This window comes from Streptomyces sp. NPDC111656 (assembly GCF_055656965.1).
This window is the reverse complement of the sequence record NZ_JBVKCA010000012.1, coordinates 117,433-138,652: the sequence shown is the minus strand read 5'-3', so window position 1 is coordinate 138,652 and position 21,220 is coordinate 117,433. Positions and strand designations below refer to the sequence as shown.

General features: G+C 71.5%; 12 protein-coding genes. 9 read left to right on the top strand and 3 right to left on the bottom strand.

Going from position 1 to position 21,220, the window contains the following annotated elements; genetic code table 11:
* Positions 1–110 precede the first annotated feature (110 nt).
* Positions 111–5,660 (top strand): hypothetical protein, encoded by a 5,550-nt coding sequence (locus tag ACZ7M3_RS31340; protein ID WP_472067511.1) that lies wholly within the window; start codon positions 111–113, stop codon positions 5,658–5,660.
* Positions 5,661–5,672: 12 nt separating this feature from the next.
* On the opposite strand, the gene ACZ7M3_RS31335 is transcribed toward ACZ7M3_RS31340, so the two are convergent.
* Positions 5,673–8,507: an AAA family ATPase gene (locus ACZ7M3_RS31335; RefSeq protein WP_472067509.1), complete on the bottom strand. Its 2,835-nt coding sequence runs from the start codon at positions 8,505–8,507 to the stop codon at positions 5,673–5,675.
* A gap of 189 nt (positions 8,508–8,696) precedes the next feature.
* On the opposite strand from ACZ7M3_RS31335, the gene ACZ7M3_RS31330 reads away from it, so the two are divergent.
* The 3 genes from ACZ7M3_RS31330 to ACZ7M3_RS31320 all read left to right on the top strand — a co-directional run bounded on the left by ACZ7M3_RS31330 (position 8,697) and on the right by ACZ7M3_RS31320 (position 12,305).
* On the top strand, positions 8,697–9,359 hold the full coding sequence (locus tag ACZ7M3_RS31330; RefSeq protein WP_472067507.1) for a helix-turn-helix transcriptional regulator: 663 nt from the start codon (positions 8,697–8,699) through the stop codon (positions 9,357–9,359).
* 133 nt (positions 9,360–9,492) lie between these two features.
* Positions 9,493–10,212: a Pvc16 family protein gene (locus ACZ7M3_RS31325; RefSeq protein ID WP_472067505.1), complete on the top strand. Its 720-nt coding sequence runs from the start codon at positions 9,493–9,495 to the stop codon at positions 10,210–10,212.
* Positions 10,209–12,305 carry an ATP-binding protein gene (locus ACZ7M3_RS31320; protein WP_472067503.1) on the top strand — a complete coding sequence of 699 codons (2,097 nt, stop codon included), beginning with the start codon at positions 10,209–10,211 and terminating at the stop codon, positions 12,303–12,305. Before ACZ7M3_RS31325 ends, ACZ7M3_RS31320 begins: the two co-directional genes overlap by 4 nt.
* A gap of 55 nt (positions 12,306–12,360) precedes the next feature.
* On the opposite strand, the gene ACZ7M3_RS31315 is transcribed toward ACZ7M3_RS31320, so the two are convergent.
* Both ACZ7M3_RS31315 and ACZ7M3_RS31310 read right to left on the bottom strand, forming a co-directional pair.
* Positions 12,361–13,791, bottom strand: coding sequence for a hydrolase (locus ACZ7M3_RS31315; RefSeq protein WP_472067501.1), 1,431 nt, complete (start codon positions 13,789–13,791; stop codon positions 12,361–12,363).
* 92 nt (positions 13,792–13,883) lie between these two features.
* Positions 13,884–15,308, bottom strand: coding sequence for an RICIN domain-containing protein (locus ACZ7M3_RS31310; RefSeq protein ID WP_472067499.1), 1,425 nt, complete (start codon positions 15,306–15,308; stop codon positions 13,884–13,886).
* 351 nt (positions 15,309–15,659) lie between these two features.
* On the opposite strand from ACZ7M3_RS31310, the gene ACZ7M3_RS31305 reads away from it, so the two are divergent.
* The 5 genes from ACZ7M3_RS31305 to ACZ7M3_RS31285 all read left to right on the top strand — a co-directional run bounded on the left by ACZ7M3_RS31305 (position 15,660) and on the right by ACZ7M3_RS31285 (position 20,021).
* The gene (locus tag ACZ7M3_RS31305; RefSeq protein WP_472067497.1) at positions 15,660–17,093 is read left to right on the top strand and encodes an eCIS core domain-containing protein; all 1,434 of its coding nucleotides are present in this window, start codon (positions 15,660–15,662) and stop codon (positions 17,091–17,093) included.
* A gap of 204 nt (positions 17,094–17,297) precedes the next feature.
* Positions 17,298–18,878 (top strand): phage tail sheath subtilisin-like domain-containing protein, encoded by a 1,581-nt coding sequence (locus tag ACZ7M3_RS31300; protein ID WP_472067495.1) that lies wholly within the window; start codon positions 17,298–17,300, stop codon positions 18,876–18,878.
* A gap of 68 nt (positions 18,879–18,946) precedes the next feature.
* On the top strand, positions 18,947–19,390 hold the full coding sequence (locus ACZ7M3_RS31295) for a phage tail protein (protein WP_054230236.1): 444 nt from the start codon (positions 18,947–18,949) through the stop codon (positions 19,388–19,390).
* Positions 19,390–19,866, top strand: a complete 477-nt coding sequence (locus ACZ7M3_RS31290; RefSeq protein WP_472067493.1) for a hypothetical protein — start codon at positions 19,390–19,392, stop codon at positions 19,864–19,866. The genes ACZ7M3_RS31295 and ACZ7M3_RS31290 overlap by 1 nt, the downstream gene beginning before the upstream one ends.
* The gene (locus ACZ7M3_RS31285) at positions 19,863–20,021 is read left to right on the top strand and encodes a DUF6760 family protein (RefSeq protein ID WP_095856654.1); all 159 of its coding nucleotides are present in this window, start codon (positions 19,863–19,865) and stop codon (positions 20,019–20,021) included. Before ACZ7M3_RS31290 ends, ACZ7M3_RS31285 begins: the two co-directional genes overlap by 4 nt.
* Positions 20,022–21,220: the final 1,199 nt, after the last annotated feature.

Below are 21,220 nucleotides of genomic sequence, written 5' to 3'. Positions count from 1 at the left end.
GTCCAGGTCCATGATCTTGCTCCCTGTGGGGCCTACGCAGTGGTTACGCTCCCCAGCGGACGGATCCGATGGGGGCGGGACGGCGGTCCTCATGACGGGAATGGCTCACTGTGCGTAGGCAGCGGCAGGCATCAGGCGGCAACGGCAGGGCCGGGGACCACGGCCGGGGAGCCGTCGGCCGGGACACGGCCTCGGCCACCAGGAACGGCGCGGAGGTCACGGCGTCGCACCCGGCGTTCCCGACGACCGGCCCGGGGATGACTCCGCAGGCGCTGCTGGCCCTGCAGCGGGACGCGGGCAACGCGGCGACCACGCGCGCACTGCGCGGACGGCTCCCGGCCGCCGAGGGCGCGGCGGGCGCCACGCGTGCGCCGAGGCCCACCCCTGCCGTACTGCCCACCCTCGAGGAACTGCCCGAGAGCAGTGCCGCCACCCGGCTGCCCGCGGTGCTTCCCCCGCTCGAAGAGGCGGCGGAGGAGTCCGAGGAAGGCGCGAAGACCGTCCGGCCACGCGCCGCCACCACGACACGCCCCCGTCGGGCGGGCACGCGTCGGCCGCTCCCCCGGCCGACCGGCAGCGGGTCCGGCTCCGCCCATCCGCCGCTCGGACTGCCGCCCTACCTGCGGGAGTTACGGGCAGCGGGACTCTCCACGGCGTACGGGCTCACCGGGCACGAGTTCGTGTCCACCGCCCTCGGGACGGTCGTCGGACGGTCCGACGGGACGGTGGCCGAGATACGCGAGGAGCTGGCCGGGCGGCCGGAGACGTTCTACGGCCAGGGTCGTTCCTTCGCCGTCGAGGGCCCGGAAGGCAAGGGCTGGTACGACGTCACCGTCACCATCTCCCGGGACGCCACCGATCTGCCCGAGACCTTCGTCTCCCCCGAGGCCGCGAAGGCCCAGGCCGCGGCCGTGCAACAGGCCAAGGCCATGGCCGCGTTGCTGGCCGAGTCGGAGGCCGCCATGGGCAAGGGGAAGGGGAAGGCGCGAGCCGACGATCACGACGGCGGCACCGGCACCGGCACCGAGGTCGCCCCCCGGCAGGCCGCCCAGGACGCGCGGATGGCCGCGGGCGCCAACATCAAGGTGGACACCCAGCACAACACCTCGGGCGTGGTGAGCCACTCCTCGGGTGGTTCGTCCAGCAAGGGTGTCAACTTCATGGCGTTCGGGCTGGCGCCGGTCGTCCCGGGCGTCTGGCTCGGCGGGGCGGTCATGGCCAACGCGCAGCCGTTCCAGTCCTCCACCGACTCCCGTGTACAGAAGACGATGTCCGAACCGCGGGTGCTGCGCAGCGACAAGGGGTCCGTCGAGATGCGGCGCCAGGTGCGCTACGGCATACGGGTCCAGCCCCAGGACGAGGGGCGGGGCGGCCGGGCGCAGACGTTCAGCGGCGCCGGGTCCCTCATGATGCGGGTGCCCACCGAACACCTGGTGCCGGTCACCGCCGAGGCACCCGCGCGGCCACGCCCCCTCGGTCCAGGGACCGCGCGGAGCGTACGGCTCGCGGACTCGCTGGCCCCGGTCGCCCTGGACGACGCCGCGGCCCCCCATCCGGGCGGCGGCGGCCTGTTCGACACGGTCCGCTCCGTGCTGCACCCCTCCCTGACCTCCCGCGGCGCGCCCGGGCGGGCCCGGCTCCACGACGCCACCTCCGCCACGACCGTCCTGGAGGACCTGCCCCGGCTGCTGAGCGGCTGGGTGATCGGGGAGGATCTCGTCTCCAAGGACGGCAGTGCCACGGGCACCTATCGGATGCGCGCCGACCTCACCGCCCTGTCGCCCACCTGGACGACCGGCAAGACGCAACTGCGGACGCACCAGCAGGCACAGCACTCGGTGTCCCACACGGCGGCCAAGGGCCGAGGGGGGACCTTCGGCGCGGGCCCGGCGGCGGGGTTCGGCGTGCTGGGCAACGCCGCCGCGGTGCGCGCGACGGTCATGCCCACGGCCGGCGCGCGCAAAGCGCGGTTCACGGTGGCCGAGCAGACGGTGTCGAGCCGTCAGGGCGCCGAGGTCAGGGGCGACAAGGTGCTCTACCTCGGCAAGGTGCGGTTCAGCGTCGAGGGCACCGGACCGCTGTCCCCCGCCATGAAGGTGCGCTCCGGGGCCCGCGCGGCCCAGCACTCGATGGATGTGTGGGTCAGTCTGCGCGCCGACGAGGCCCGGTCGCTGGGTCTCGAACTGCCCGAAGGCGTCACGGCGGGCTCCATGATCAAGGAGCCGGGTACGGACGCGGACGGGAAGAAGCTCGACCGGCGGCAAGGGGAGGAGTCACGGGACGGGGCCGGGTCGTCGGCCGGTCCGGGCACCGAGCGCCATCTGCCGTTCGGAGCCATGGGGTCGAGCGTGGCGATCAGCCAGCTGGACACCGCCCCCCTGCTCTCCGGCATCGAGCGGCTCTTCGCCACCGACCAGCGACTCGCGGGCTATCTGCCCGCGTTCGGCGCGGGAGCGGGGACCGAGGTGAGTCGCGAGGAGGGCGAGGTGCAGCGGCGCAACTACCGCGAGCTGATCACCGTACTCTCGGAGACCAACCTGCGGGTCAACAAGGACCAGTTGCTCTCCTCCGGGATCCGGGTCCGGATGCGGCGCAAGAGCCGATGGCACGCGCACGACGTCCAGGTCAAGGTCGTCGGCGCCCTGCGCGAGACGGGCTACCAGGGGGAGACGAAGGACTGGCTGGTGCGCAGCCACAGCGGCGTCACCAGCAACTCGCAGAGCGGGCGGTCCAGTTCACGGTCGATCGGCGGACTGGCGCTCGGCCAGTTCCGGCTGATCCCCGGTGCCCTGTCCGCCACGGTGCGCGGCGAGCGGACCCGGCAGAGCACCCGGCGCAACCAGGCGGGTCCGGCGACCCGCTCCGACGTGCTCACCAACGGCGGTGAGAACACCAGCGCGTTCGGCGGCGCCCTGCGCCTGGACGTGGACGTCACCATGACGACACGGGAGCGAACCGCCAAGCGTGCCCTCACCCCGGGCATGCCGGGGCGGGACGCACCCGACGCCGTGCACATCGCCTCGACCGCGGACACCGAGGCGCTCGACCTGGCCGAGCAGGACGTACGGCTGCTCACCCCGACCGCGTTCACCCTGGACACCGCAGGGAAGGACCGGCTGACGGCCAGGACCGGCAGGCGCACCGCCGCACTGGCGCCGCCGCAGCGGCAGTTCAACGCGTCGGGCATCGGTGATCTGTCGACCATGGCGCCGCGCTCGATCGCGGGCCGGGCGGTCCGGGACTGGACGCTGGTGGAGACCGTCGGAGGCGGTGGACCGGTCCGGGACCTCGCCTTCGAGCTCCTGTCGCGGGCCGCGAGCCGCAATCGGGAACTGCGGGAGGACCTCGCGCTGCAGACGGAGGGCCTCGCGCCGCGGCTGGCGATCGAGGAACGCTTCAGTCCGCAGGCCATCACCTCGGCGCTGCGCCAGGCGGTGTCCTCCGGGTGGGTGGTGAAGAACCTGCAGTACCCGCGCAGGCTCCACGCGCTCAACGGCGCGATCGGCACCCGGTTCGCCCTCACCAACCCGGAGGTGGTGGCGGAGGGCACCGGGGCGGGTACCGAGACGTTCCTGCTGGGCGGCCACCAGATGACCGGGCAGGAGGGCAGCGGTACCTCCACGTCCGTGCAGGGCGGCGCCCTCGGATCGGAGAACGGCGCCGGCTGGCGGCTGGGCGAGGGCGTGTCGGCCGGCCGGAGCCTGGGCCGGAGCGCGGCGACGGCGACGACGCTGAGCGGCACCGTCGAACGCAACGCCCACACTCCGCGCACCCGGCCCCTCTACCTGGTCCACTGCGATCTGGTGGTCCGGATGGTCAGCGAGGTCAAGGTCACGGGAGGCGGCCCGTACGTCGCGAAGGGCGAGCGGACGCTGCCCGCCGCGGCCGCCGTCTGGCTCACCCAGGAGCAGTTGGCGGCGGCAGGCCTGCGCGTTCCCGGGGCCGCCGGGCAGACGTCCTCGCAGGAGGAGTCCGCACGCCGGGGTAGGGAGTCCAAGGGCCAGGAATCCAAGGGCAAAGAGTCCAAGGGCAAGGGGAAGGCCACCCAGGAGCAGACCGAGGCGTCCCGGAGCGGGGAGTCGTCGAGCACGACCGCCCCGGCGGCGCCCGCCCTCGCCCAGGAGCTGCCGCTCGGCTTCGGCATGATCGAGGAACTGCCCGACTTCGTTCCCCTGCTGGAGCGGCTGCGCGCCGATGTCGGGCGGCGTGACCGGTCTCTCGCCGACGAACTGCTGCCGAAGCAGCAACTGGCCGATCCGCACGACAACATGCAGCGGCTGCTGCGCGTCCTGGACCGGGACGGGTCGGCCGGACTGCTCTCGGGGGCCATGGACGGCGGGGTGCCCGTCGAACTCTTCCGCGGCCGCAACACACCGTACTGGGCCGTGTTCCGCGTACGCCGCACCCGGCAGGGCACGTCCGAGGGCGAGGCGAAGGACGGCCGCGACATGGAGTACATCACCTCGGCCGCCACGCAGCGGGCGGACACCCGCGAGACGAGCGACACGCGGACCGTCGAGGGGGTCGTGGCCGGTGCGGGCAAGCCGGAGGGCGGCGGTGGTCCGCTCAAGACCGTCGGCGGTTCCGGCGGGCTCGGCGTCGGCGTCAGCGACGTCACGAAGTCGGCCACCGTGGGGCGCGGTCAGCTCGGCATGAAGAGCGTCGCCGAGGCCTCGGCGCGTTCCGTCAGAATGCGGGTGCCGATCGAGGCGACCCTCGAACTGCACTCGTCCCGTGGGCGGGTGGGCCTCGCCACCCTGGGCGGCCAGTCCCTGGTCCACCGCATTCTGGTCAAGGACCTCGAGGCACTGTCCCGGCTGCGGCCGGTGCCGCGCGCGGAGGCGGGACAGGCGTTCCTGCGGCAGGACGACGCCGAAGCGAGCCGGCTGGGGCCCTGGCACGGCCGCGGGGTGAGCCTGCCGATGGAGGCGCAGGTCAACGGGTTCCGCGGCGCTCCCGAGATCCGCCGGGTGATCGACGACGCGGTACGGGCCGCGCACGGCGGGGAGCGCTACCGCAGGACGGGCGACGCGGCGGCGTACGCGCAGCGCGAGGCGGTGTCCACCGAGTGGCTGATCTCCGCCCTGCCCCTGCTCACCGCGGCAGGGGTCGACCTTCCCGTCGTGCACGCCTCCGGGGCGCAGGGGCAGGATCTACGGACCTCCCTGCACGCCCGTCTGCGCTCCGGACGCGTGCTGGGCGTCGGCGACAAGATGACCTTCGAGACGGTGGCGCAGAGCGCCCTGGACGCGCCCCGGCCCACGGGTACGGACCACCAGCAGGCGGTGGAGCACAACAAGTCGGTACGGGGACTGGGCGGCGCCGGTGTGCTCAACGCGGACGAGTTCCGGATGAACCAGCTCCTCGGCAACGTCGACCAGGTCGGCGGCGCCACCGACACCTCCGCCCACGGGTCCGGCTCGATGCCTCTGCACAAGCCCAAGTTCGAGGCGACGCTGGTGCAGTTCACCCTGGACGTGCGGGTGGTGGCCCGGGTGAGCAAGCGGGGCCGCTCCGGCGCCCCCTCCGTCGCCGTACGGGACTTCACCGTCCCCACTCCGGTGGTCGTGCGGATCCCGGCGCCCGTGGCCCGCCGTATGCTCCAGGACCCCTCCAACCACACCAAGCTCAACGACCCGGACGGCCGCCTCACGTCCTGATGCGGGGGCGTGTCAGCCGCCCGGCTCCTCCACCGGCTCCGCCGGATCCGCCGGCCGCTCGCCGATGACCGCGGCGAGCTCCGTCCTGCGGCGGATGCCCAGCTTGCGGTAGGCACTGGTCAGATGGGTCTCGACGGTGCGTCGGGCCAGGTGCAGGAGTTCGGCTATCTCGGCGTTCGTCCGCCCGTCGGCCGCGAGGGCGGCGATCCGGCGTTCACTGCCGGTCAGCGCCTCCCATCCGGTGAGCGCGGTCGCCGAGCCGCGGGAGCGGCCTTCGGGGAGAACCTCCTCGGCCAGCGCCCGCATCCGTACCGCGCCCAGCCGTTCGGCGTGCTCGGCCGCCTCGCGCAGCGCGTCGCGGGCCCGGCTCCGGTCCCCCGCCGCGACGAGCTGACGCCCCTGTCCGATCAGGGCGGGGATCAGCTCGGTCTGTACGGACGCGTCCCGCAGGATGCGTACGGCACGGTCGGCGAGTTCCAGACCGCGACGGCCCCCGGTCGCGGTGGCGAGCCCGCGCAGCGCCCGGCCCACCAGCCGGGGGGTGTCCCACACCTGGGCGAGCCGCAGTTCTTCGCGGGCCAGCGTGAGGGCCTCCTGCGGACGGCCCAGCGCGCTGCGGCACTCGGCCGCCGCGGTCCGCCAGGGCGTGACCACGGGGCTCACCACGTCCCGGGCCGTCTGCCTGCGGCCGCATTCCAGGAAGTCGTCCAGCGCGCCGGCGTGATCCCCCTGCGCGGACCGCAACACGCCCCGCGCGTAGAGGAATCGGTTGAGTTCCCAGGAGTCGTGCGCGTCGCCCAGGGCGAAGCTGTCCGCGAGGCGGGCGGCCTCTTCGGTGCGGCCCGTCTCGACCAGGGCGATCACGGCGTGTGCGTGCGCGTTGGCCGGAGCGGGCCGGCGCCGGGTGGCTTCGGTGACCTGCCAGACCGCCGGTTCGGCGAGCAGATCGGCGTACTGTCCGCGCGTCGCGGCGATGTCCGCCCGTACGTTGAGCAGCGCCAGGTGCATGGGGTGCAACAGGGACGGGCTCTGCCGGTCCAGTCCCCGGCGTACCAGCCCCTCGGCCTCCGCGAGTTCGTCGGCCCATTGCGCGACGGCGGCGGCCGTACCCAGCAGGAATGGTTCGACGAGCGCGTCGCCCGGTTCGTCCAGCAGGGCGTGGATCCGCTTCATGGCCGTGGCGGCGGAGATCAGTCCGGCCGTCGCGTCGTAGCGCACCAGAAGGGCCTGACCTGCCGTTCCGACCAGCTCCGGGGACTGCTCGGCGGCACCGTGCAGCCAGCGGTACGCCTCCTGACGGATGCCCTGGTCGTGGTCCGACAGCAGCGCCGCGGCGGTCTGCAGCAGCCTTGTCAGGTCCGGATGGTCGGTCAGTTGCTCGTCCAGGTCGCGCAGGATGTCCATCGCGGCGCGCGCCTTGCCGCGCCGGGCCAGTACGGTGCCCAGGGCCACGGCCGCCCGTACCCGGTCCTGCGGCATGCCCGGCAGCCGGGTCGCCTCGGTCAGCCGCGGTATCCCGGCCGAGGAGCGGGCGGCGGCGAACTCCAGGGAGCCCAGCTCGGTGAGGACCATGGTCCGGCGGGCGGGCGTCAGCGGCTCGTCCAGCGCACGACGCAGATACGACACGGCGTCGTCGGGCCTGTCGTCCCGCACCGCCACGGACGCGGCGTCCTGCAACGCCACGGTGGCCCAGGCCGCGCCCACGGCCTGGGCCCTCAGCAGTTGTCCGGCCACCGCTTCGGCGCGGTCGCCACGGCCCAGCATCACTTCGGCCGCCGTACGGTGGGCCGCCTGCCGCCGGACGGTGGGCCAGCCGCTGAGCACCGCGTCCCGCAGCAGCGGGTGGGCGAAGCGCGGCCGCCCGTCGGGATCGGGCCGCAGCAGGCCGAGGCGGGTCATTGCGGTCAGCCAGCCGGGCACCCGGGCGGGGTCCGCGCCGGCCGTCTCGGCGAGCAGTTCGGCGAACTCCTCCGTGTGGCCCTCCTCCCACACGTCCGCGTCCAGCGCCGCGAGAGCACGGGCCATCCTCGCCGTCGCCTCTCCGGCGCTGTCCAGCCACCAGGAGACGGCGGCCGGATAGGCACCCGGGTAGAGGGCGGCACAGGTGTCCGGCACGGGCCTCGGGGGCGCGCCGCCCGGTTCCTGTGCGCGGAGGTCGTCGAGCAGGGCGCGCAGCAGCAGGGGGCTGCCCGCGCCGGCCCGGACGCAGTCCTCCACCCAGGCGGGCGTGGCGGCGTCGACGTCCGAACGGATCAGCTGCGCCGCCGCGTTCGCGCTCAGCGGGGCGAGGGTGTGGGTGCGCACCAGGGTGGGCGAGAGCGAGTGCGCCAGACCGGCGGACGGCGGGTCGATGTCGTACTGGCTGCGTTCGGTCGCCACCAGGAGGACGGGCAGTGCGTCGATCCGCCGGGCGACGTCGACGAGCCAGCGGCGCGAGGGTTCGTCGGCGCAGTGGACGTCGTCCACCGCCAGCAGCAGTGGGGCGTCGGCCGCGTGGGAGCGCAGCCGCCTCCACAGGTGTTCGGCGTATGACCAATGGTGCGGATTGTCGTCGAAAATGTCCGGAAACAGCTTGGTTCCGGCGTCGAATTCGCCGCCCGATGACAGAAGTTGGAGGACCGCCGCGAACTCCCCGGCCTCTCCGTCGGGCGAGCAGCGGGTCCGCAGCACCCGCATGCCACGGGCCGCCGCCTGCTCGGTGACGGCCTCCAGGAGGGCGGTGCGCCCCGTGCCGGTGGCTCCTTTGAGCAGCACCAGGCGGCCGGACCCGGCGCGGGCGCGGTCCGCCTCGGCGGCCACCAGCTCGAGCGCCTCCCGTCGTTCACACAGCGCCTCGGTCTCGCCCATCGATGTCTCCTGTCGGGGACGTTTCATGATCCATCTCGTGGTACGTCTCGTGGTCCTCCACGATTGCGCGAGGCACGCCAAGCACAGAAGTCTGGGACAAGCTCTTCGGCCACTGGCGACACAGGGGCGACCAGCACGTGGATTTGGGAGAAGCGGTTGCGCAGTTCATTACGGACCACTGACGCAGGCGTGTCACAGCGGCCCGCCGACACCGGTGCGGTGGATTCCGGAAACCGCATACCGGTGGTGGTCCAGGCACCCGACCCGATCTCCCGGGCCGGGGTGCGCAGCCAGTTGGCGCAGCACCCGGTGATCGACCTCCTCGACGGCGCGGAGGCCGGGCCCGGCACCGTGGCCGTCCTGGTCAACGAGGGACCGGACGAGACCACGCTGTCCCGGCTGCGCCGACTCGTACGCAGCGACGGGGCGCGTGCCGTGCTGGTGGTGAACGCGATCCGCGAGGCCGAGCTGCTCGACGTCATCGAGTGCGGTGTCGGGGCCATCGTCTGGCGCCACGAGGCCAGTGCGCACCGGTTGGTACAGGCTGTGCTCGCGGCCGCGCGGGGCGACGGGGATCTGCCGGCTGATCTGCTGGGACGCCTCATCACTCAGGTGGGATCGCTCCAGCGCACCGCATCCGGCCAGACCGGAGTTCCGCTCTCCGGCCTGGTACCGCGCGAAATCGATGTGCTGAGGCTCGTCGCCGAGGGGCTGGACACCGGGGAGATAGCGAGCAAGCTCTCCTACTCCGAACGTACGGTCAAGAACGTGATGCACGGGCTGACCACCCGGCTCCATCTGCGCAATCGCGCCCACGCCGTGGCCTATGCGCTCAGGGAAGGCTACATCTGAGGCGGCCGATCGTTCGCACGGGGCCTGCCGAGCGGGGTACCGGGCGGATCACAGCAGACGGGTACGCAGCGGGTACTCAGCCGGCCCACGGCTGGTACGCGGCAGGATGTGACGGCACGGCGGGAGCACGACGGTGATTCACGAGGTGGACGAGGTCCTCAAAGGGCTGCTCAGGAGCGGTGCGCTGGCCGGTTCCGGTATCGAGGTCGCCTTCGACGCGCCGAGCCGCGAGTGGGCCGCCCGCCGCAACGCGCCCGCCATCAACGCCTACTTGTACGACATCCGCGAGGACGTGCGGCGTCGTGAGCGCGGCGCCATGGCCGTGCGGGACGAACGCGGCATCGTGCTGCGCCGCCGCCAGCCGCCCCGTTGGTTCCGGCTGTCGTATCTCGTGACGGCCTGGACCAAGCAGCCGCAGGACGAACACCGGCTGCTGTCCGCGGTGTTGGCGACACTGCTCCCGCACGAGATCCTGCCCCCGCACGCACTGCCCGACGCGTTGGCCGCACTGGGGCTGTCCGTGCCGCTGTCGGTGGCGAATCTGCACACCGAGTCCCGGTCCCTCGCGGAGATCTGGTCCGCGCTCGGCGGCGAGCTGAAGCCGTCGCTGGATCTGGTGGTGACCGCGCCGTTCCCGTCGTTCCCGGAGTACGACGCCGGGCCGCCGGTCACGGAGGGGGCGGGCGTGCGCGTACGCGGGATGGACGGAACCCTGGAGGGCTCGCCCGAACGGCGGCACCAGGCACGGCACTTGACGTCCACGACCGCGGCCGACACGGCCCCGGGCACGGAGCTCCCGGCCGGGGACCGCCCGGTCGCGGAGGATCGAAACGGACAGAAGCGAGCGAAGTGACCCCGCACGTCCCGGCGTCGGCCGCCACCGACACCTCGTCGTCCACCGATGACACTTCACCCGCCACCGCCTTCGAGGGACCGGCCGACGCGCTCCTGCTCCGGGTGTCCCGGCTCCGCGAGCAGGTGGCGCTGCTGGTCGAACACCGCAGCGCGACCGATCCCACCGCGGCCGATCCGCTGCGCGGCCTGTATCTGTCCGAGGACGCGGTACGGCATCTGCTGGAGCCGGCCGGTCAGGACCCCGCTCCCGAGAACTGGGGCTCCGAGCGTGGCGACCGGCTGGATCTGCTGGCCGGGCGGCTCGGGCTGACCGAGCTGGACGTCCGGATCCTGCTCATCGCGCTGGCACCGGACCTCGACCGTACCTTCGAGCCGCTGTACGGCTACCTCAACGACGACGTCAGCCGCCGCCGGGCCACCACCGGGCTCGCGCTCGACCTGTGCGGACTTCCGGCACACCGTGCCGAGGCACGGGCCCGGTTCCATCCCTCGGCACCACTGCCCGCGCTGGGCCTGATCGTCCTCGAGGAGCCCGAACGTCCCTTTCTGAGCAGGTCGTTGCGCGTACCCGACCGGCTGATCGCGCACCTGCTGGGCGACGAGACCCTGGACGCCGCGCTGACCGGCCATGTCCACCGGCTCCGGGCGCCGGTGCGGGGCGAGCAGTACGACGAGGTCTTCCTGCGCAGGCTCGCCGACCGGCTGGCGGCCGCCCCGCTCACCGTCTATCTGCGCGAACACCGGGCGGGAGACGGTCTCGCCTGTGCCGCGGGCGCGCTGCGCGACGCATCGGGGCAGGAGGCGCTCCACTTCGCTCCGGACAGGACCGCCGGGCAGGAGCCGATCGCCGACCTGCTGCGCGAGGCCCGGCTGCGTGACTGCGCGATCGTCGTGTCGCCGCTGCCGGAGGATCCCGCCCCGTTGATGCGGGCGCTGGCGGTGGACGACGTGTCCGTGCTGTTCACCGATCCGCGTCCCTACGATCCGCACTGGTGCGACCATCGCGATCCGCTCGTCCTGGACGCGCCCCGGCTGCGCTCCGGAGCGGTGGACGCGTGGGCGGTGGCGCTCGGCACCGGGGTCGACAGCGAGACTTCCGCTCATGTCGCACCCGCACCGGAAGCCGCCCTCGGCTTCGACCTCGCCCCGGTGGTCGCGCCGTACCGGCTCGGTGGCGACCGGATCCTGCGCGCCGCCCGTGCCGCGCAGCGCCTCGCCGTGTTCGAAGGTACCGCGCTGACCCCCGCTCATCTGCGGCTGGCCGCCCGGCAGCAATCCGCCTCCGGGCTGGAGCGGCACGCCCGCCGGATCCGTCCGGACGTCGGCTGGGAGGATCTCGTCCTGCCCGACAAACCGCTGGTGCAACTGCACGAGCTGGCATTGCGCGCCCGCCACCGTGACCAGGTGCTGGGCGACTGGCGGCTGAGCGCGGGCGGCGGGCGGGGCCGGGGCGTCCTGGGCCTCTTCGCGGGTGATTCCGGCACCGGCAAGACCCTGTCCGCGGAGGTCGTGGCCGCCGAACTCGGCCTCGACCTCTACGTCGTACAGCTCTCCTCGATCGTCGACAAGTACGTCGGCGAGACGGAGAAGAACCTGGAACGCATCTTCACGGAGGCGGACCGCACCGACGCCGTGCTCCTCTTCGACGAGGCGGACTCCGTGTTCGGCAAGCGGTCCGAGGTCAAGGACTCGCACGACAGGTACGCCAACATGGAGAGCTCCTATCTGCTCCAGCGGCTGGAGTCCTTCGACGGCATCGCGCTGCTCACGACCAATCTGCGCGCCAACATCGACGAGGCGTTCACCCGCCGTCTCGACCTCGTGATCGACTTCCCGTTCCCGGACGCCGACCAGCGGCTCGCCTTGTGGCGGCACGCCCTGACCCATGTGCCGTGCGCCGAGGACACCGATCCGCGGGCCGTCGCCCGTGACTTCGAGCTGGCTGGTGGTTCGATCCGCAGCGCCGTGGTCACGGCCGCCTACGGCGCCGCCGGCCGCGGTGCGCCGGTCGACACGGCCGACCTCCTGGAGGGCGCGCGCCGCGAGTACCGCAAGGCGGGCCGGCTGGTGCCGGGCGAGGGCACCTGGTAGCTGCTCGCGCAGACGACGCTGCCCGGCCGACGGCTGTCGGCCGGGCAGCGTCGCTTCACACGGTGAACTTGACGGCCTCGAGCCAGAGCGAGTTGCTCAGGGTCCCGCCGAAGATGTAGTTGTCCCCGCCGAGTTCGTCGCAGCCCAGGCCGTGCCAGCCCTCGTTGTGGACGTGCGCGGTCTGGCAGACGACGCTCTTGCTCTCGCCGACGTTCATGGCGAAGCCCAGCATGTACGGGTCGTCCCTCTTGGTGCTGCCGATGTAGAGGTCAGCGCCGTCGACCACGCCCTTCCACGGCCCGTTGTAGTGCCCCTTGCCGTCGGTCGACTGGGGGTAGTAGACGAAGGCGGTGGCAGCGGTGCCGTCGGTGTCGGACGTGGCGAGGTTGAGGGACTTGATCGGGCGGTTCTCTCCCACGGAGCCGGCCATGGCGCCGTCGCACACCGGTTTGGTCCAGCCCTTTTCCGTCAGATAGACCCGATAGCAGATGTGCCGTCCGGGGTCCTGCGCGGCCAGCTGCGCGACGGCGGTCGCCGCCGTCTCCTCCTGCGGTGTGGCCGACTCCTTCGGCTTGGTCTCGGACGAACCTCCACCGCCCCCTCCGGAACCGCTCGCGGCCTGTGTCTCGGGCGCCGAGGGCACGACCGGGGCCTGGGCGCTGGGCGAGGGAGGCGCGACGGAGGCCGAGGGGCTGGGCGGCAGCGTGCTGATGCCGGCTTCCTGGAGCTTCTCCGTGGCGGACGTGCGCACCGAGGGCTTGTACGCGATCCACAGCATCACGAACGTGATCGCGAGCGCCATGAACACACCCAAGAACGTGGCGAGCCAACGCGGCAGGAACCCGCGCTGCACATACGTACCCTCCACCGGCTGCGGCACCGTACCCGAACGCTGAATCGCCAGCGTGTACGGCCGCTGCTCCTTCGACCCGAACCAGATGATCTGCCGCGGCTTCAACGTCGCCTTCACGAACGCCGCACGACCCGGCTCGATCTGCACATTGCTGGGATGGATGTCGTACGACAGATGATCGCCGTTGTCACTGCCACTGACCGACGCCGTCAGCCGCGTATTGCCCAGGTTGTCCACCGCCAGCTTCGGCCGCCCACGAAAACGCCCCTTCACCGTCGGCGGCACCAACTCCGCCCGCACCTCCGTGAACGGCGTGATCGTCAGATTCCCCTCCGGAACCGTCGTGGCCTCCGGATGCTCCGTCGGCGTGATCCGCACCGCAAACGGATTCGGACCCGCCACCGCGTCCGGAGAACGGGGCGGCGAGAACGTCAACTCCACCGTCCCCGTCGTCCCCGGATACAACCGCAGCGTCTGCGGCTCCACCACCGTCCACGGCGCCACATCACCCACCGGCTCGAACCGGTACTCATCCACCACGTCACCGGTATTACGCAAACGCAACCGCACCTTGGTGCTGCCACCGGGATCCACAGTGCTGGAGGCAGGCTCCAGCGAAGTCCAAAGGCTCACCCGTCGACGCTATGGCCGGGGTGCCGCTCCCGTCAGCAAGCATCGGGGCATGACGGGTGCCCAAAGGGCTGCGGCTCACTGCCCTTTGTGGGTCAGGACGGGTGGACGATGTCCCACTCCTGGTCGTCGGTCTTGCTGCAGTAGTAGATCGTGAGCGGGGTGTCGTTGCCACCGGTGCTGAAGCCGGCGACGTCCAGGCACAGGTGATTGCTGGAGTAGTTGCGGATCCAGTAGTGGCCGTCGTCCTGTTTGTCGAGCCACCACAGCTGGTTGTCGGCGGTCGTGCCGTCGCACTGGAACTCGAACACACCCGTCTGTGCCGGCTTGGCGCCGTAGTCCGGCAGGTCCATGCACATCTGGTCCTTGACGTTGCGGATCTGGAAGAGGTCCGAATTCTCGGGACCGCCGCCCTTCTCGCGCACTTCGAGGTTCCAGAGCTGGTTGTCATGGGTGGTGCCGTCGCAGGTGAACTCCCTGACCGGGCCGTTCACCGAACCCTTGTCGTAGCCCGGGATGTCGGCGCACTTCTTGGTCGTGGGGTTCCTGAGCACGATGTTGTTCGCGGGCAGCGGCCCGGTCGCTGTCTTCTTCGTCGCCTTGGGACTGGCCTCCGTTCCGCCGCCGCCCCCGCCACCACCGCTCTCGGGTGTCTGCTGCGGCTGGGACGGAGCCGCCGGGACGTCCGCCGGCGCGGAACTCGGCGCCTGCGACAAGGACGGGGTGGGTGCCGGCAGCGTGCTGATGCCGGCTTCCTGGAGCTTCTCCGTGGCGGACGTGCGCACCGAGGGCTTGTACGCGATCCACAGCATCACGAACGTGATCGCGAGCGCCATGAACACACCCAAGAACGTGGCGAGCCAACGCGGCAGGAACCCGCGCTGCACATACGTACCCTCCACCGGCTGCGGCACCGTACCCGAACGCTGAATCGCCAGCGTGTACGGCCGCTGCTCCTTCGACCCGAACCAGATGATCTGCCGCGGCTTCAACGTCGCCTTCACGAACGCCGCACGACCCGGCTCGATCTGCACATTGCTGGGATGGATGTCGTACGACAGATGATCGCCGTTGTCACTGCCACTGACCGACGCCGTCAGCCGCGTATTGCCCAGGTTGTCCACCGCCAGCTTCGGCCGCCCACGAAAACGCCCCTTCACCGTCGGCGGCACCAACTCCGCCCGCACCTCCGTGAACGGCGTGATCGTCAGATTCCCCTCCGGAACCGTCGTGGCCTCCGGATGCTCCGTCGGCGTGATCCGCACCGCAAACGGATTCGGACCCGCCACCGCGTCCGGAGAACGGGGCGGCGAGAACGTCAACTCCACCGTCCCCGTCGTCCCCGGATACAACCGCAGCGTCTGCGGCTCCACCACCGTCCACGGCGCCACATCACCCACCGGCTCGAACCGGTACTCATCCACCACGTCACCGGTATTACGCAAACGCAACCGCACCTTGGTGCTGCCACCGGGATCCACAGTGCTGGAGGCAGGCTCCAGCGAAGTCCAAAGGCTCACCCGTCGACGCTATGAGGACGACCGGCTCCGGTCAGGAGACCAGAGGGCAGAGACGCTGCCCGGAAGTCCCCTGCCACGGCACCCGGACGGAGCGCCAGACGTCACGCGGACCCGCTCCGTGGCCCATTCGGGCACCAGGTCTGCTCCCGAACAGGTCCCGCATGACCTTGCGGGCCGGACGGAGGGCGCTCGCATCATTCTCCTGGTGAGTTGTGTGACCGTGCGCGGCGGACCACACGCGGACGGCCGAGGAGGCAGACGGTGCAGGAACGCCAGCCAGACCAGCAGCAGGCCCGAAAAGGTGGTCCTGCCGACCGGGCTGCTGCACGGCGGACGGCCGGGGCCACGGGCGTGGGCCCGGTATCTGGACCCGCCCTGCTGCCCGGCGGCGGATTCTCCCCGTCGGCCGTGACCGCGCTCCAGCGCACCGCGGGCAACGCGGCGGTCGCCGGACTGCTGGCCCGGGAGGCTCACGAACACGGCCCGGCGTGCGGGCACTCCGCACCGGTGCAGCGATCGGCGGTCCATGACGTCCTGCGCAGCACGGGAAGCCCGCTCGAGACCGGGGTGCGGACAGAGATGGAGGCCCGTCTCGGCGCCGCCTTCTCCGACGTACGCCTGCACACGGACACCGTGGCGCAGCGTTCCGCGGCCGAGATCGGTGCCCATGCGTACACCTCCGGCAGCCATGTGGTCCTCGGCCCCGGCGGCGCCGACAAGCACACGCTCGCTCATGAACTCACGCATGTGGTCCAGCAGCGACAGGGCCCCGTGGCGGGTACCGACAACGGCAACGGGCTGCACATGTCCGACCCCGGGGACAGTTTCGAGCAGGCGGCCGAGGCCAATGCGAAACGCGTCATGTCCGGGCCGGTCCCACTGGAGAACCGGCCGGCCTCCGCCGGTGCGGTCGAGGCGGCTCCGGTGCAGCGCGCCGCACTGCCGATCCAGCGGGCCCGCATGGCCAGCGGGAACATCGCGTTCACCAACGTGGCCAACAAATACCCGGAGTACTTCGGCAAGGCCCAGCGCGTTCTTCAGTTGCTGTCGGAGCACAAGCTCATCAAGGATTATCTCCGCGGCCGCCCGTGCGACATCGTGCTGGAGAAGCGGATCGCGGACACTCCGGCCGAGGTCAAGGACAACGGGGACCAGGGCGTAAAGGTCATTCTCGCCGCTTACTACTTCGAGAACTACGACATCGGTTACATCGTCGGAATGCTCTCCCACGAGTTCGGCATACATCCTCTCGCGGAGGCAAAGCCTCAACTCCTCGACGAAGAGCAGCATTTGAAGGGGATGCCCTTCCCCGTGCCGGGTCTCGAGGAACAGCCCAAGTTCATGAACTCGGCCGAGGCCAAGCAGGCTGACCACGTGCTCGGCGTGATTCCCCAGGGCCCCCGCTACGGGGTCTACAAGGCGGTCACCACGGAAATGGCGGAACGTCTGCTTCAGGACGTGAAGGACCAGGTGGACGGCGCCAAGCAACAGGACGTGACCGACCTTCTGGACTGTTTCCTGATGGATGTCGCCTCCATGGCGGCGACGAATGACAACCGGCTCCTCGGAGCGCCCCCGAAGAGCGGATCGGAGGCGGTCCGCAAGGACATCGCACAGGTCTACAACCGCTACCGGGCCCTGCTGTCGGCCGACTTCCCCGAAGATTCGCCGATCAAGCCGCTCTTCCCTCCGGAGAAGACACCGGAGGTCGTCAAGCAGGACTTCCTGACGCTCACCGGGAGAATCGCGAAGGGCGCCGCGTGGGCGTGGAGCATCAGCAACTAGTACGGCGGAGCGCGACCAGTACGGCAGAGGTGTGCGCGCCGGTCCTCGGGGGCCAGGGCCCCTACACCCCCGCAATCCCCCTCCGGAATTGCCCCTGGGGGCAACACGGCTGCCCCCGACCCGGCACCGCAGGACGTTTCGGGAGGCGCGCTTCGCGCGTGAGGGTGAGTGACGTCCCATCTCGTACCCCGAGGAGAGCAGAGCATGCCGTCCTACCTGTCGCCGGGCGTCTACGTCGAGGAGGTGGCCAGCGGCTCGCGTCCGATCGAGGGCGTGGGCACCTCGGTGGCGGCCTTCGTCGGTCTCGCCCCGATCGGCCCCCTGCACGAGCCGACACTGGTGACCAACTGGACGCAGTACGTGGCGGCCTTCGGTGAGTTCACCGACGGGTACTTCCTCGCGCACTCCGTCTACGGTTTCTTCAACAACGGCGGCAGCGCCGCCTATGTCGTCCGGGTCGGCGGAACGCCCGGCGGCGCCTCGGGCGACTCCGCGGGCCCCGCCGCGGTGACCGGCTCCGGCGCGCAGGCCGCGCTGCCGCCGGGCGAGCCGAAGCAGCTCGGCACGTTCTCGGTGAGCGCCGTCGCGGGCGGCTCGCTGAGCGTCGAGGTCGCCGACCCCGAGGGCGAGGGCCCGGCCGAGCGGTTCAAGCTGATCGTCAAGGACGGCGACAAGGTCGCCGAGACCTTCGACGTGACCGCCAAGAAGGGCGGTCGCAACTACGTGGTCACCCAGGTGAAGGAGCGCTCGAAGCTCATCGCCGTGCAGGAGGCCGCGCCCGCCGCCCAGCTGGCCCGCCCCGACAACCAGACGGTGGCGCTCGCCGCCCCGTCCACCTCCTCCCCGGCCGCCCCGGCCACCACGGAGAACGGCCACCCCGGCCCCGCCCAGTACCTCGGCGACTCCGCCGACCGCACCGGCTTCGGCGGGCTGGAGGCCGTGGACGAGGTCTCGATGGTCGCCGTCCCCGACCTGATGGCCGCCTACCAGCGCGGTGCCATCGACCTGGAGGCCGTCAAGGCCGTCCAGCTCGGCCTGATCGCGCACTGCGAGCTGATGGGCGACCGGGTCGCGGTCATCGACCCGCCGCCGGGCCTCAACGCCCGTCAGATCCGGGTGTGGCGCCAGGAGACGGCCGGCTACGACTCCAAGTACGCCGCCCTCTACTACCCCTGGGTCAAGGCCTTCGACCCGGCCAGCGGCCAGTCCCGGCTGATCCCGCCGAGCGGCCACGTCGCCGGCATCTGGGCCCGCAACGACTCCGAGCGCGGTGTGCACAAGGCGCCCGCCAACGAGGTCGTACGAGGAGCGGTGGACCTGGAGCTCCAGATCACGCGCGGCGAGCAGGACCTGCTCAACCCCATCGGCGTCAACTGCATCCGCGCCTTCCCGGGCCGCGGCATCCGCGTCTGGGGCGCCCGCACCATGTCCTCCGACCCGGCCTGGCGCTACCTCAACATCCGCCGGTACTTCAACTACCTGGAGGAGTCGATCCTGATCGGCACCCAGTGGGTGGTGTTCGAGCCGAACGACCACGCCCTGTGGGCCCGGATCCGGCGCAATGTCTCCGCCTTCCTGGTCAACGAGTGGCGCAACGGCGCCCTCTTCGGCTCGCGGCCGGAGGAGGCGTACTACGTCAAGTGTGACGAGGAGACCAACCCGCCGGAGTCGGTCGACCTCGGCCGCGTCATCTGCGAGATCGGCATCGCGCCGGTCAAGCCCGCCGAGTTCGTGATCTTCCGGCTGGCCCAGTTCTCCAGCGGCAGCGGCGAGTTGGAGGAGTAGCAGCACCGCCCTCTCGGGCACCAGCTCCGCCCCGTACGCCCAAGAAACCCTAGAAGGACAGAGAACAGATGAGTCTCCAGCCGGGTGACGCCCTCACTTCACACAATTTCGGCCTCCAGATCGACGGTGTGATGGTCGAGTACCTCGCGGAGGTCAGCGGCCTCAGCATCGAGCAGGACGTCATCGAGTACCAGCAGGTCTCCTCTCAGGGCATCCCCGTCACGAAGAAGCTGCCGGGCGTGAAGAAGGCCGGCACCTGCACGGTCGTCCGCGGTATGACGCAGTCGGCGGCCTTCAACCAGTGGATCACCGAGTCCGTCGCCGGACAGATGAGCACCGCCCGCAAGAACGCCACCATCATGGTGATGGACTACATGAACAACCCGGTCAAGCGGTACAACATGCGCAACGCCTGGTGCAGCAAGATCGACACCAGCACCGTGAAGGCCGGCGAGGCGTCCGCGCTCACCGAGACCGTGACGATCACCTTCGAAGAACTGGTCATCGAGTAATGCGCCGTACGGCTCCCAGGGCGGCGGCTGCGGCCGTCGCCGAACCGGAGCCGGAGCAGACCGCTGCTCCGGCTCCGGCCCCGGCCCCGGCTGCAGCCGCGCAACCGCTGCGCACCGAGTTCGATTTCGAGCTGCCGCGCGGGTACGTGGACGACTCCGGCACCGTGCACCGGCACGGCGTGATGCGGCTGGCCACCGCTCGCGACGAGCTGGTCCCCTTGCGGGACATGCGGGTGCAGGAGAACCCGGCGTACCTGTCGGTCGTCCTGCTCGGCCGGGTCATCACCCGGCTCGGCACGCTTCCGCTGGTGCACGACGGGGTGGTGGAGAACATGTTCGCCTCGGACCTGGCCTTCCTGCAGGACTTCTACCGTCAGGTCAACGCGGAGGGCCACACCCGTGCCGCCGTGACCTGCCCGCACTGCGAGGAGCCGTTCGAGGTCGAACTCGGCGGGAGCCGCCTGGGGGAATCGTGACGTACGCGACCGACCGCATCCAGGAGGAGATCGCGTACATCGCCTATCACTTCCACTGGAGCCTGGAGACCATCCTGGATCTCGAACACCGCGACCGGCGCGGCTACACGGAACAGATCGCGGCACTCGTCAACCGCGGCGCCGGAGAAGGGTGACACGGCGTGGGGCTTTTTGATCGGCTGCGGGGCGGCGGACCCGAGCGGGGATCCGGCAGCGGTTCCGCCGCCGCGTCCGCTTCCGGACCGGCGGGCGTTTCGGCTCCGGCCGACGGTACGGATGCCGGAGTGAGCGATACGTCCACGGCGGGCGGTGCGGGGCGGGGAGCCGGTGCGCGTGTGGTCCGGCCTGCCGCCTGGCCCGCGCTGCCGCCGATCCAGCGAGCCACGGACCGGCCGGGTTCCGTCGCCGACGCCGGGTTCGGCAGTCGGCTGACGACCTGGCAGAACCCCTCCTTCACCGGCACGCTGTCGCACGCCGTCCTCGACGGCGCGCCCGGCGGACTGGTGAAGGGCCTGCTCGCAGCCCCGGTGGGACCTGCCTCCGGGCTCGAACTCCCCTCGCTCTCCCTGCCGGTGGCCTTGCCCGTGGAGTCGGGCGAGGAGACCGGTGCGCTGCCCGTGCAGCGCATGAGTTCCCCGGTGGCGGCACTCGGCCCGACGGGCCCACGGGTGACGCCCGCCGCTCCCCGGGCCACACGGCCCACCTCACTGACCAAGGCACCGGCCAGGCCCGCGGTACAGCGGCGGGCTCTGCCGGCGATGAAGCCGTCCGCGCCGTTGCCGTCCGTACCGCAGCCGTCGTCGACGCCCGCCGTCACCGACCCGGCCAGCGGTGGCGGCGGCAGTGACGGTGCCAGCGGTAGTGGCAGTGGCAGTGGCAGTGGCAGAACGTCGGTCGGTTCTGCCGCTTCGGTAAGTGCTTCCCGGACATCGGACGCTGCTCCCCGGGCTTCGGTTCCCGCCTCCACGCTCCCGGGTTCCGGGACACCTGCTGACTTCACCGGCCCGGTCGCGCCTCCCGTCTCCGTGTCGCGATCGCGCGACGGTTCTGCCGCCGGGTCCGACCTTCCGGTGCAGCGGAGTACGTCGGACGGTTCCGGACGTACGGGGCTGGCGGCGCCGTCCGTTCGGGACGAGCCGCCGGCCGGGGCATCCGTACCGGCGTCCCCCCTTCCGGCAGCACCGGCGGCACCGACCGCTCCGGGCAGCAGCCCGACTGCGGGTCCGCCGCGTCGACGATCGGGGCTGGGCGCGCCCTTGTCCGCTCCGCCTTCGCACGCGACGCCGGTACAACGTCCTGTGCAGCGTGCGACGGGGACCCCAACGGGACGACCGGCCGCACACAGCGGTGCGAC

Bases quoted from the DNA above. Each gene is read 5' to 3' on its own strand.
- ACZ7M3_RS31335 (WP_472067509.1), bottom strand. From the start codon at position 8,507: ATGGGCGAGACCGAGGCGCTGTGTGAACGACGGGAGGCGCTCGAGCTG.
- ACZ7M3_RS31300 (WP_472067495.1), top strand. From the start codon at position 17,298: ATGCCGTCCTACCTGTCGCCGGGCGTCTACGTCGAGGAGGTGGCCAGC.
- ACZ7M3_RS31295 (WP_054230236.1), top strand. From the start codon at position 18,947: ATGAGTCTCCAGCCGGGTGACGCCCTCACTTCACACAATTTCGGCCTC.
- ACZ7M3_RS31290 (WP_472067493.1), top strand. From the start codon at position 19,390: ATGCGCCGTACGGCTCCCAGGGCGGCGGCTGCGGCCGTCGCCGAACCG.